The following is a 12,283-nucleotide window of genomic DNA, read 5'->3' as shown; positions in this document are numbered from 1 at the left end:
GGGCGGAGGAGATGCCGAACGCGGCACCGCCGAGCACGAGGGCGCCGGTCGTGGCGAGGGTGATGGAGGTCTTCAGGCTCTTGCGCATGGTGATCAGTCCTTTGCTGTGTGGGCACCCCGGCCGACGGCCGACGTATACTCCTGTGCGTACGCTGAACAACGGCCATGTCTGACCGGAGAGCGCCCTGGGCTTTTGCCCTGTGCAACTCATTCGGTGCACCCCCGCGATCGGTTTGGAACGGGTTTCCTGAGGTTCACGGGGCCGGCATTTCGTAGCGTGGGGGCATGGCTCCTGCACAGCTCTCCACCACCGACCGACTCCGGGCGGTCGACGCCTGGTGGCGTGCCGCCAACTACCTGACGGTCGGGCAGATCTACCTGCTGGACAACCCGCTGTCGGGGCGGCCGATCGAGCCCGACGACATCAAGCCCCGGCTGCTCGGACACTGGGGCACCTCGCCCGCCCTCAACCTCGTGTACGCGCACTGCAACGCGCTGATCGCCGAGACCGGACGCGAGTTCCTCTACGTCTGCGGCCCGGGCCACGGCGGCCCCGCGATGAACGCGAACGCCTGGCTCGACGGCACGTGGGGCGAGCTGTACGCGGACGACGACCTGCAGCGCTTCTTCCGGCAGTTCTCGTTCCCGGGCGGGATCCCGTCGCACGCGGCACCGGAGACACCCGGGTCCATCAACGAGGGCGGCGAACTCGGCTACTCACTCGCCCACGCGTACGGAGCGGCCCTGGACAACCCCGACCTGGTGGTCGCGTGCGTCGTCGGCGACGGCGAGGCGGAGACCGGCCCGCTCGCGGGGTCGTGGCAGGCACACACCTTCCTCGACCCGGTGTCCGACGGTGCCGTGCTCCCGATCCTCAACCTCAACGGGTGGAAGATCGCGAACCCCACCGTCCTCGCCCGCATCCCCGGTGAGGACCTGACCGCCTACTTCCGTGGCCTCGGGTACGACCCGATCGTGGTGGACTCGAAGCGGGTCGACGACGACCCGTACGCCGTGCACGCCCTGTTCGACGGCGCTCTGCGTCGAGCGCTCGCATCGATCGACGACATCCAGGCGGCAGCTCGGGCGCAGGCCGAACGTGCGGCTGCCGGGCAGCCCGCCGGCGCCGCCGACCTGCGCCCGCGCTGGCCGATGATCATCCTCCGCAGTCCGAAGGGGTGGACCGGGCCGAAGGAGGTCGACGGCCAGCAGGTCGAGGGGACGTTCCGCGCCCACCAGGTGCCGCTGTCCGAGGTCCGCGAGAACTCCGCACACCGCGCCCAGCTCGAGGAGTGGATGCGGTCCTACCGACCCGAGGAGCTCTTCGACGCGGACGGGAACCCCGTCGGGATCATGACGACGATCCGTCCCACCGGCGACGACCGGATGAGTGCCACTCCCCACGCCAACGGCGGGCGCATCCGGACGGCCCTCGACCGGCCCGCGGTCGACGCGTACGGGGTCCCCGCCGGCTCGACGGCCTCGGCCACCGGCACGCTCGGCCCGTGGCTCGCAGCGCTGATCACGAAGAACCCGTCGTCGTTCCGGCTCTTCGGCCCGGACGAGACGATCTCGAACAAGCTCGACGCCGTCTTCGACGTCACCTCGCGCGTGTGGCGGGCACAACGCGCGGTCGGCGACGAGCACCTCGCTGCCCGTGGACGCGTGACCGAGGTGCTGTCCGAGCACCTGCTGGAGGGCATGCTCGAGGGCTACGTCCTCTCCGGCCGGCACGGGCTCCTGAACACCTACGAGGCGTTCGCCCACATCATCGACTCGATGGTCGGGCAGTACGCCAAGTGGCTCGAGTCCTCGACCGACATCGACTGGCGTGCGCCCGTGTCGAACCTGTCGATCCTGCTGTCGTCGCACGTCTGGCGGCAGGACCACAACGGGTTCTCCCACCAGGACCCCGGGTTCCTCGACGTCGTCGCGTCCAAGCAGCAGGACCTGGTCCGGATCAAGCTGCCCGCCGACGCCAACACGCTGCTCGCCGTCGCGGCACACGCCTTCGAGACCACCGACCGCATCGAGGTGATCGTCGCCGGGAAGCACCCCGAGCCCGTCTTCCTGTCCCTCGAGGACGCCGTCGCCCACGCGGACGCAGGTCTCGGGGTCTGGGACTGGGCCGGCACCGAGCAGTCCGTCGGTCGCGTCGACGTCGTCCTCGCCTGCGCCGGGGACGTCCCCACGGTCGAGGCGGTCGCCGCCGCGGACATCATCCGGCAGCACGCTCCCGGGGTCGGCGTCCGGGTCGTCAACGTCGTCGACCTGCTCGCCCTCGGTGATCCGCGGAAGCACGAGCACCCGATCCCCGACGAGCGGTACGACGAGCTCTTCCTGCCCGGGACCCCGACGGTGTTCGCGTTCCACGGGTACCCGTCGCTCGTGCACCAGCTGACCTACCGCCGCAACGGCCACGACGACCTGCACGTGCACGGGTTCCTGGAGCAGGGCACGACGACGTCGCCGTTCGACATGCTCATGCGGAACGAGATGGACCGCTTCGCGCTGGCGCACGACGCCCTGACGCGGGTCGACGCGGGTGCACACGCCGAGTTGCTCGACCGGCTGTCCGTCGCACGGGACGCGGCCCGCGAGTACGCCTACTCACGGGGCGAGGACCACCCGTCCGTCGACGGGTGGGAGTTCTCGGGGTGGCCGCAGGACCCGTCTGCCTGATCCCTCCTGCACAGGCCGGGAGGCCCGGATCACCGTCCACAGGACCGGTCACGCCCGCCGCGTGGCCGGTCCTGTGGCGTCAGGGTGGTCCACATGGATGTCGCGTTGACGAGTGCGGTCGTGTCGGTGGTCGGGGCTCTCGTGGCCGTCGGCGCGTTGGTCGTGTCGGTCGTCGACGGGCGGGCCGGGCGGCGAAATACCGAGTTCTTGGGGCACCGGGATCTCTGGTGGCAGCGTTGGTCGTGGGTCGCCGACCGCGCGACCTCGGACGACGTGCGGCAGCGAGAGGCCGCTGCTGTCATGTCGGTCGCCCTGACGACCCGCGACTGGACGACCGCTGACGACCGCTGGGTCCGCCAGGCACTCGATGACCTGAAGACAGCGACGAACGAAGGGACGAACGATGATCTCGAAGCTCAGTGACCGGGACTTCAAGTACTGGCTGGACGGACGTGAGCTCACCACGCCAGCGCTGCTCGCCGATCCGCACTACGGCCCCATGATGCGGGCGAAGGGCGCCGAGGAGGAGCTCCGCCAGGCACGGATCGAGTGGCGCGAACGGCAGGAGCGCGCCCGCGCGCGGAAGCTCAAGTACGAGGCGTCCTTCGGTGAGAGCTGAACCGACGCCCTGCGAGCCTGCCACGCTGAGACCGTGACCGACCTCGTCATCCCGGCCCCGAGCCTCCCGACCGTCCCCACGACCACGGGCGCACGCTTCCCCGTCCGACGCGTCTTCTGCGTCGGTCGGAACTACGCGGCGCACGCACGCGAGATGGGTCACGACCCGGACCGCGAGCCGCCGTTCTTCTTCACCAAGCCGGCAGACGCCGTCGTCGTCGACGACGCGGACACCCCGTACCCGCCGCAGACGGCGCAGCTCGAGCACGAGGTCGAACTGGTCGTTGCGATCGGCACCGGCGGCGCGGACATCGGCGTCGACGACGCGCTCAGCCACGTCTGGGGCTACGCGGTGGGCATCGACCTCACCCGACGCGATCTCCAGGCCGAGGCCAAGCGTCTCGGTCGGCCCTGGGACACGGCGAAGGGGTTCGACGCCTCGGCACCGATCGGCGCGATCGTCCCGGCGCAGGGCATCGACCCGACGGCTGGTGTGATCGAGCTCGTCGTCGACGGCGAACGACGCCAGGTCGGTGACCTGGCCGAGCAGATCTGGTCGGTGGCAGAGACGATCGCGGCGCTGTCGCGATCGGTGACGCTCGCCCCAGGGGACCTGCTCATGACGGGGACGCCCGAGGGGGTCGGGGCCCTGCAACGCGGACAACTCGTCGTCGGCACGATCGCCGGCATCGGCACGGTCCGCACCCGCATCGTCTGACCGGCGTTTCCGCAGTGTGACGCGCCGCTGGGAGGGCTCGCAGACACGCCGGGTATCCCTGGTTCGACGCCAGGTGGGGATCGCGGCGTCACACACACGGGGCAGGACCATCGCGACGGGCGTCTGCAGCTGCTCCGGGATGACGGAGGTACGGCCGTGATGGAACACGATCTGCTGGCGACGTCGTGGACGTGGGCGGGCGACGAGCCCATCAGCGAACGGGTCCACGCGGTCGGTGCCGCTGGGTTCGCCGGGCTCTCGTTGTCGCTCGACGACCTGCACGAGGTGCGTGCGACGACGGGCTTCGCCGAACTCCGCCGCATGCTCGACGGTGCGGGGATCGTCTGGGTCCAGTTGGGGCCGCTCGACCGCTGGTGGACCTGCACGAGCCGGGCCGACGACGACGCCGCCGACCGCGGGGTGGTCCTCGAGGCCGCCGCGGCGCTCCGTGCCTGGCAGGTGATCGCTCGTGCTGACACGACGTTGCCCGGCGCTTCACCGATCACTATGGCCGACGACTGGACCGTGCTGGCCGACCAGGCCGCGGCCGTCGGCGCGCAGCTCGTCCTCGAACCCGAGCCGTGGTCGAACCTGCCGACGATCGAACGGGCCTCGCGGTTCGTCGTGGCGGCGGGTCACCCGAACGGCGGGCTGCTGCTCGACGCGATGCACACCCTGCGGGGCGGGTCCACGTTGGCGTCGATCCGCCAGGCGGTCGCGCCCGCGACGCTCGCGGCGGTCGAACTGAGCGACGGGCTCCTGCACACCCCGGCCGGCATGACCCTGTCCGAAGAAGCCCGCGAGGCACGGTACCTGCCCGGCGCGGGCGCGTGGGACCTGCCGGGGCTCGTGCGCACCATCCGGGAGCTCGGCTTCGACGAGCCGTGGGGCGTCGAGGTCCGGACCCCCGGCCACCGGGCGATGCCGATCGGCGACGCCCTGCGCACGGCCGCTGCGGCGACGCGCGCCGTGCTCGATGCGGCGGACGCGTACGGCGCACCGGCCGCGCCGGCGATGCCCTCGTCACCGGCTCCGACCTCGGCGGTCGACTTCGAGCCGCCCCACCCGAGGACCGATCCGCGGGGCAGGACACACTGGGGGTCGCACCGCCCGGCCGGACGCCGGGACGCCGACACAGGCACGCCCGCGTAGCCTCCTGGAGCATGAGCGACCAGACTGCACACGACGACGACCTCCTCCGCCGCTCGCAGGAGTCCATCGACGAGGCCAAGGCCGCTGCGGCCGAGGTGTCCGAGCCCGGCGAGGACGAGCTCGTCGACGAGGACCTCCCCGTCGCGGACGACGCCGAGCCGTCGGACGGACCGGCACCGGCCGCCTGACGCTCAGTCGATCTCGACGACGCGGACGGTGACGTCGGAGGGCGATGCCCCGAGGGCGTGGAGCGCTGCGGTCACGACGGCGTCACGCACGGCCCGGATGACCGTGATCGTCGGCACGGCCCGGTCGGTCGTGACGACCACGCGGATCCGCGCCCCGTCCGGGCGGTCCTGCACGAGCACGGCCCCACCGTCCCGCGGGATCTCGAGCACGGAGCGGACGTCGCGGACGAGCGTGGCGAGCCCGGGTCCGGGCGGCAGGACCGACCGGACGCCCGGCACCGCGAGGACGACGGAGGTGAGTTCGCGGGAGAGCACCCGGACGTCCGCGGTCACGGTGTGCCCCCGACCACGACGTCGGCGACGCGGACGACGACACTGCGGATCCGGAACGGTGCGTGTGCGCCGAGCACCGACGTGATGTGCGCCCGGAGCGCCTCGGCACGGTCCGACACCGATGCCTCGAGCGTGGCCACGATGGTGACGTCGACGTCCACGGCGCCGCCGGGGACCCCGACGTCCCCGCTGAACCGGGTCCGCCGGACGACGACACCGGGCACGTCGTCACCGAGGGTGCGGACGAGTCCGCGCAGAGCCCCCTCGGTCACGACCAGGTGCGCGGCCGGATCGTCGTCGGGGACCGGGATGTCGCGTCCGGCGTGGGCGGTCGTCCGGATGGACGCGAGCACCGAGCTGATCCAGCGTTCGTCGCCGTCCGCCGATGCCTCGGTGTCGAGCAGGTCCCGTGATGCCACCCGCAGGGCCTGCAGCCGCTCCAGTGCGGCGACGGCTTCGGGATCACCCTCGATGTCCGCCCGGACAGGAGTCCGGTCGGCGTCGAGGTAGTCGGAGAGTTCGTCCAGCGTGAAGGCACCGTGACGGTCGTCGACGTCGTCGCTCATCGCCACCCCTCCATCTGTTCGAGCACGTGTCGCCGCGCACGTGCGAGCAGCCCGCGGACGGTCGGCGCAGGCAACCCGGTCGCCTCGGCGATCTCGGCGTAGGGCGCCCCACCCACCTCGCGCATCACCCAGACGGCGCGCTGTGCATCCGGGAGTGCCTGCACGATACGCGCGAGTTCCCGCACCTGCATCCGGGTGGCGACCACCTCGTCGACGGGGCGTTCGTCCGGGGCGTCGACCATCGCTTCGAGGTCGGCGTGCGGGTGCCGCCTGCGGAGCCGGTCGAGGGCCTTGTTGGCCGCGATCCGGAAGAGCCAGTTGCGCACCCGCTCCGGGTCCTCGACCCGGTCGATGCGCTGCCAGGCCTGCAGTGCGGCTTCCTGGACGGCGTCGTCGGCCTCGCCGTCGCCGTACCCGAGGATCCGAGCCGCATAGGCCCGCATGTGCGGTCCGTACCGACGGATCAGCACCCCGAACGCGGCCGTGTCGCCGTCGGCGCTGCGCTCGACGAGCGAGGCGTCGGACAACGCCGCGAGGGCTTCGTCGCTGGACAGGAGCAGCTCCTCTTCGCGGATCTCGGATTCTCGTGTGACGAATCGGGTGTTCGTCACGTCCTTAGTACGTGCCTACCAGGTACGCCTCCGCGCGCCTGGTGCGAGCGCGCCGTGGCCGGCCATCCCTGAAGGGTCGGTCACGGTGCTTCGACGGCGGCCCGTGCGCTCCCTGATCCGGTGCACGGGCCGTCTTCTCCCCCGCCGGTGGCTACTCGTCGGTCTCGTCGGCGAGGAAGTCCGCGTAGGTCGCTTCGGTGTCGGTCACCACGGCCCCCGGATCGACCGGGATCCGTGCGGCACGATCTCCGTTGATCGCGACGCGTTCCTCGGCCGTGTACGGCGGCAGGTACTTGCTCGAGCTCATCCCCAGGCCCTTTCGTCCCGGCGAACGTAACAGCCGGCGGCGGACCGGCGGCCGGACGGGTGGAAACGTCCCCCGCCCGGGCGCCGGACGGGGGACGGAATTTCGCCACGGGCGGACCCCATGCGCACGCATCAGCGCGTTCGCGAGCTGGCACAGGGCGGCCGGTCCGGCGAGCAGGTCAGTGCTCGCGCATCACGTCCTCGGGGTCCTTGTCCGGACGCCAGCCCCGCCAGGACGGCTGCCGCAGGCGCCCGTCACCGGTCCACTCGGCGAACTCGACCTCGCCCACCCGCTTCGGCGTCACCCAGTGCGCGTCCCGTGCGTCGATCCGGGGCACGTCGACGAACGGCGAGGTCTTCCGGTCGAGCGGTCGCAGCGCTGCGGCGATCTCGTCGAGGTCACGGTCACGGAACCCGGTGCCGACCTTGCCGACGTACTCGAGACCGTCCGGACCGGGCACGCCGAGCAGCAACGAGCCGATCCCACCCGCTCGACGACCGCTGCCCGGCTTCCACCCACCGACCACGACTTCCTGCGTGGCGTGGTGCTTCAGCTTCAGCCAGGCCTCGGACCGCCTGCCCTCGGCGTACTTCGAGCTGCGCTTCTTCGCGACGACCCCTTCGAGGCCCTGCTCCTGCGACGACGCCATCACGCCGTCGAGGTCACCCTGCGAGGCTGGCGGCACGTCGATCGCCCCGCCGGGCTCGACGACCGTCTCGAGCGCTTGCCGCCGGGCGTCGTACGCCAGGCGGGTGAGTTCGTGCCCGTCGGCCTCGAGCACGTCGAAGACCAGGAACCGCACGGGGGTCGTCTGCTGCGCCGCCCGCACCTCGCGCGCCTTCGTCAGGCCCATCCGGTTCTGCAGGAGCTGGAAGCTCGGGCGCCCCCGGTCGTCGAACGCGACGATCTCGCCGTCGAAGACGCCGTCGACCCCGGCACGGTCGCCGAGTTCCTGCAGTTCCGGGTACTGCTCCGTCAGGTCGTTGTCGTTCCGGCTCCGCAGCGTGACCGAGCCGTCCCGGACGGTGGCGAGCGCACGGACGCCGTCCCACTTCATCTCGAACGCCCAGTCGGCCGGGTCCAGCCGGGGTGCGTCCTTCGCCAGGGTGGCCTGCATGGTCCGTCGGTCCCCCGGAGGGGTGTCCGCAGGGCTGGCTCCGCTGATGCGCCGCTGTCCGTCTCGGTGCGCGGCAGAGGGACGGGAGGCCCGCCCCGCGTCCGTCGCGCCGCCGGCGTCCGCCAGCTTGTCGGGTTGCTCCTTCGTGCGGTGGATGAGCCAGTTCTTCTCGTCGCCCGCTCCGCCCCGACCGCGGGTGTGCAGGAGCGCCAGTCGGCGAGCGCCGCCGGTCCGACCGTGCAGGGTGACGATGACCTCTTCGCCCTCGCGCCACTTCTCGAGCTCGTAGGTGCCGTCGTCCCAGAGCGTGACCGTGCCGCCGCCGTACTCGTCCTTCGGGATCGTGCCCTCGAACGCGCCGTACTCGAGTGGGTGGTCCTCGGTCTGCACGGCCAGGTGATTCTTGCCCGGGTCGGTCGGTTCGCCCTTGGGCAATGCCCAGCTCACGAGCACGCCGTCGTGCTCGAGCCGGAAGTCGTAGTGGTCGCGGGTGGCGTGGTGCTCCTGGATCACGAACGTCGGGGTGCCGTCCTTCCGGACCGTGGGGGCTCCTTCGGGCACCGGTTCCGGCGTCTTCGAGGCGTCGCGCTTCGCGCGGTAGGCGGTGAGCCGGTCGCGAGCCGGCTGCTCGGCCTCGTTCGCACGCTCGGTCCGGTCGCTGTCCCAGTGACCGTGGTCGTCGCGCCCGACGGCCAGCGAGGCGGAGGCGACCGGGTGCAGGTGGTCCCCGTGCGCCTGCAGGCGTTCGAGGACCTCGTCCAACGTGAGCTGCGCGAGCCCGCGTTCCTCGAGCTCCTTCCAGGTACGGGGTGCTGCGACCGTCGGCCGCTCGCGGCCGCGCAGCGAGTACGGCGCGATCGTCGTCTTGTTGCCGTTGTTCTGCGACCAGTCGACGAACACCTTGCCCGTCCGCTCGGCCCGGCTCATCGACGACAGCACCAGGTCGGGCAGGTCGTGCTCGAGCGCCTTTGCGAGTTCGTGCGCGACGTCGGAGACGTTCGCCGTGGTCGACCGGCCGTCGAGGGCGGCGTAGAGGTGGATCCCCTTCGAACCGGAGGTCACCGGGTACGGGTCGAGCCCCATGCCGTGCAGGATCTCGCGTGCCGCGACCGCCACCTCGACGCACTCGGGCAGGCCGACGCCCTCGCCGGGGTCCAGGTCGAGCACGAGCCGGTCCGGGTTCTGCTGCCCACCGCGCGGGCCGAACCGCCACTGCGGCACGTGGAGTTCCAGCGCGGCCTGCTGCGCCATCCACACGAGGGTCGGCAGGTCGTCGACGATCGGGTACTCGTTGTCGTGCTCGGAGTGGTGGATGGTGTGGTGGCGGACCCAGTCGGGCGCGGAGTCCGGCAGGTTCTTCTCGAAGAAGACCTTGCCGTCGACGCCGTTCGCCCACCGCTTCCGGGTCACCGGGCGGTCCTTGACGTGCGGGATCATCCACGGCGCCACACGCTCGTAGTACTCGATCACCCGCCCCTTGGTCGTGCCGGTCTCGGGGTAGAGCACCTTGTCCGTGTTCGTCAGCGCCAGTCGCCGATCGCCGACCAGGACGACGGTCTTGCGGGCCGCCGGACTCACAGCGCCACCCCGGTCGCTCCCGCCACCGTCAGGGTCGTGCCCGAGGTGTACGACGACTCCGGCCCCGCCAGGTACACGTAGGCGCTGCCGAGCTCGACGGGCTGCGCCGGCCGGCCGAAGGGGGTGTCCTGGCCGTACCGTGCGATCTCGTCGCCCGGGTAGCTGATCGGCTGCAGCGGCGTCCACACGGGCCCGGGCACCACGGTGTTCGCCCGGATGCCCTTCGCCGCGAGCTGCCGCGCGAGGCCGTTGGTGTAGGTGGTGATCGCGGCCTTCGTCGCCGCGTAGTCGATCATGCGGTCCTGCGGCTGGTACGCGGACACCGAGCTCGTCGTCACGATCGCGCTGCCCGGCGCCATGTGCGGCACGGCTGCCCGGACCAGCCAGAACAGCGAGTAGAGGTTGACCTTCATCGTGCGGTCGAAGTCCTCGGTCGACTGCTCGGTGACGTCCTCGTGCACCAGCTGGTGTCCGGCGACCAGGACGAGGGCGTCCAGCCCGCCGAGGTCGCGCACCGCCGTCCGGACGAGTTCGTCGCAGAAGCCCTCGTCCGTCAGGTCACCGGGCAGCATCACGGCGTTGCGACCGAGGTCGGCGATGACGTCACGGACCTCGGTCAGGTCGTCGATCTCCTCGGGCAGGGAGTTCAGTGCGACGTCGGCCCCTTCCTTCGCCATCGCGATCGCCGCGGCTCGGCCGATGCCGGAGTCGGCACCCGTGACGAGCACGCGGTACCCCCGCATGCGCCCCGTGCCGAGGTAGGAGACCTCGCCGTGGTCGGGCGGCGGGTCCATCGCACTGGCCAGCCCGGACCCCTGCTGCGTCTGCGCGGGGAACGGCGGTCTGGCGAACTGCGAGCGCGGGTCCTGCTTGTCGAGCTGGCTCATGCGCCCATCGTGCTCGCGTCGACCGGTCGACGGTCCAGCGAACCCGGATCTGTGGACGACTCACTCGACGCGGCTGCACTCTCGCCTCCGCCGGCGACGGTGCGGCCGGGCGCGCCAGCGAGTCGCCACGCTTCGTCCGCCCGCCGGATGCGGCGATCGGCAAGCCAGAGGCACACAGCGGCCCACACGGACAGCGGCCCCAGCGCGAGTCCCGCGGCCACCCCGACGAGCTGCGCGACCACCGTGGTGGTCGTCGTGCCGACCACGCTCGTCAGGATCCAGGCCGCCGTGAACGCAATCACGACCGACGCGGTCGCGTACGGCCAGCTGCCGCGACGGACCGGACGGCCGGCCGCCGCGAGCCCAGTCGCCAGGCGGTAGTCATCGGTGATCCGCACGACACCGGCCGCCACGGTGACGCCGACGAGCGTGGTGATCCATGCGATCGTCGCGACGCTGAGGAACGGAGCCGCGACCGGTACGAGAGCGACGACACCGACGACGGCAGCGCCGCCGAGGAGGACGACCGCACCGATGGTCATCAACCGGTCGTGCAGCGGGACGCCACGCGTGAGTGCGGACCGTACCCCACCGATGACCACCGCCAGGAGCATCAGCCCGGACACCGCTCCGCCGAGCAGCACGGACCAGGAGGTCGGGAGGTCGTCGGCGAGCTGCGCCGTCCAGGCCCACAGGGCACGGATGGTGCCGGTCTGCCAGAGGGCCACGAGCGCGAGGACCACCAAGGTTCCGAGCGTCATCACGACGCGGAAGCGCGGTGGGAGGGCTCGGAGGTCCGCCGCGGCGGCGCACAACCGATGCCGCGCGGGGCCGACCAGCGCGGCGAGGAGTGCGAGGACTGCCGCGGAGGTACTGATCTCGCCGGCGGCGTCCGCCACACCCCGCGACGTGCCGCCGGCGACCACGACCGCACTCAGCAACGCACCGCCGCCACCGACCCAGGCGGCGAGATGCCCGGACAGACGGAGACGTCGTCGGTCGGTGGCGGCGCGGACGAGCCACACAGCGGCGTCGACGAGCGATCGGAGCTCGTCCGTGCACCCGGCCAGCCGTGTCCTCCAGAGCGCCGCGCGCAAGGTCGGCGCCCCCTTCAGGGCACGGTCGTGAGCGTCGAGCCGCCGGACGGCGTGCGCCCTGGACCGCACGACGAGTTCCGCACGCGTCCGACCGGGGTCCCGGAGCCATGGCTCGAGCGCGGCGAGCGCCTCCGTCCCGGGTGGTGTCGGGTCGTCGCGAGCCGGCAGCAGCGCGGCGATCTGCTGTCGTTGCGCCTGCGACACCGCACCGCCCGAGCGCAGGAAGGGCATCAGCCACCGTGCTGTCCGGTCGTCGATCCGCTGCTGCAGGTCGGCCGGTCGCAGCGCTCCGCGCACGAACACGAGCAGCGTCCCGACCGCCACCACGACCCCGGCTCCGGTCAGCGACTGCACCGTCCGCATGATCCCCTCGAACATGTGTCATGGGTACCAGCGACCGCGGACATCCCGTCGCATCCAGCGACACTG

At 71.8% G+C, this 12,283-nt stretch carries 13 protein-coding genes; 6 read left to right on the top strand and 7 right to left on the bottom strand.

The window, feature by feature from the left end; all coding sequences use genetic code 11:
• Positions 1-285 precede the first annotated feature (285 nt).
• The 6 genes from EDF53_RS18440 to EDF53_RS19500 all read left to right on the top strand — a co-directional run bounded on the left by EDF53_RS18440 (position 286) and on the right by EDF53_RS19500 (position 5,358).
• Positions 286-2,682, top strand: coding sequence for a phosphoketolase (locus EDF53_RS18440; RefSeq protein WP_123294904.1), 2,397 nt, complete (start codon positions 286-288; stop codon positions 2,680-2,682).
• A 120-nt stretch (positions 2,683-2,802) separates the two neighbouring features.
• Entirely contained in the window at positions 2,803-3,105 is a 303-nt protein-coding gene (locus tag EDF53_RS18435; protein WP_131844797.1) for a hypothetical protein, read from the top strand.
• A complete protein-coding gene (locus EDF53_RS18430; protein ID WP_123294902.1) occupies positions 3,086-3,301 on the top strand; it encodes a hypothetical protein in 216 nt (71 codons plus the stop codon). Before EDF53_RS18435 ends, EDF53_RS18430 begins: the two co-directional genes overlap by 20 nt.
• A 33-nt stretch (positions 3,302-3,334) precedes the next feature.
• Positions 3,335-4,018, top strand: coding sequence for a fumarylacetoacetate hydrolase family protein (locus tag EDF53_RS18425; protein WP_123294901.1), 684 nt, complete (start codon positions 3,335-3,337; stop codon positions 4,016-4,018).
• A 159-nt stretch (positions 4,019-4,177) separates the two neighbouring features.
• Complete coding sequence (locus EDF53_RS18420) at positions 4,178-5,170, top strand: sugar phosphate isomerase/epimerase (protein WP_123294900.1); 993 nt, start codon at positions 4,178-4,180, stop codon at positions 5,168-5,170.
• 11 nt (positions 5,171-5,181) lie between these two features.
• Positions 5,182-5,358: a hypothetical protein gene (locus EDF53_RS19500; protein WP_165901280.1), complete on the top strand. Its 177-nt coding sequence runs from the start codon at positions 5,182-5,184 to the stop codon at positions 5,356-5,358.
• Positions 5,359-5,361: 3 nt separating this feature from the next.
• Here EDF53_RS19500 and EDF53_RS18415 read toward each other — a convergent pair whose 3' ends face one another.
• From EDF53_RS18415 to EDF53_RS18390, 7 genes are all read right to left on the bottom strand, one after another.
• Positions 5,362-5,691: a hypothetical protein gene (locus EDF53_RS18415; RefSeq protein WP_123294899.1), complete on the bottom strand. Its 330-nt coding sequence runs from the start codon at positions 5,689-5,691 to the stop codon at positions 5,362-5,364.
• On the bottom strand, positions 5,688-6,257 hold the full coding sequence (locus tag EDF53_RS18410) for a hypothetical protein (RefSeq protein WP_148058388.1): 570 nt from the start codon (positions 6,255-6,257) through the stop codon (positions 5,688-5,690). The genes EDF53_RS18415 and EDF53_RS18410 overlap by 4 nt, the downstream gene beginning before the upstream one ends.
• Positions 6,254-6,868 carry an RNA polymerase sigma factor gene (locus EDF53_RS18405; protein ID WP_260216133.1) on the bottom strand — a complete coding sequence of 205 codons (615 nt, stop codon included), beginning with the start codon at positions 6,866-6,868 and terminating at the stop codon, positions 6,254-6,256. Before EDF53_RS18405 ends, EDF53_RS18410 begins: the two co-directional genes overlap by 4 nt.
• A 151-nt stretch (positions 6,869-7,019) precedes the next feature.
• Positions 7,020-7,175, bottom strand: a complete 156-nt coding sequence (locus tag EDF53_RS19495) for a hypothetical protein (protein WP_159570798.1) — start codon at positions 7,173-7,175, stop codon at positions 7,020-7,022.
• A 178-nt stretch (positions 7,176-7,353) separates the two neighbouring features.
• The gene (locus EDF53_RS18400; RefSeq protein ID WP_123294897.1) at positions 7,354-9,870 is read right to left on the bottom strand and encodes an ATP-dependent DNA ligase; all 2,517 of its coding nucleotides are present in this window, start codon (positions 9,868-9,870) and stop codon (positions 7,354-7,356) included.
• Positions 9,867-10,757: an SDR family oxidoreductase gene (locus tag EDF53_RS18395; protein WP_123294896.1), complete on the bottom strand. Its 891-nt coding sequence runs from the start codon at positions 10,755-10,757 to the stop codon at positions 9,867-9,869. The genes EDF53_RS18400 and EDF53_RS18395 overlap by 4 nt, the downstream gene beginning before the upstream one ends.
• The gene (locus EDF53_RS18390; protein ID WP_123294895.1) at positions 10,754-12,232 is read right to left on the bottom strand and encodes a hypothetical protein; all 1,479 of its coding nucleotides are present in this window, start codon (positions 12,230-12,232) and stop codon (positions 10,754-10,756) included. Before EDF53_RS18390 ends, EDF53_RS18395 begins: the two co-directional genes overlap by 4 nt.
• Positions 12,233-12,283 lie beyond the last annotated feature (51 nt).

It is taken from the genome of Curtobacterium sp. PhB78, from assembly GCF_003751685.1.
GTDB lineage: Bacteria > Actinomycetota > Actinomycetes > Actinomycetales > Microbacteriaceae > Curtobacterium.
This window is presented reverse-complemented; position numbering and strand designations above follow the sequence as displayed.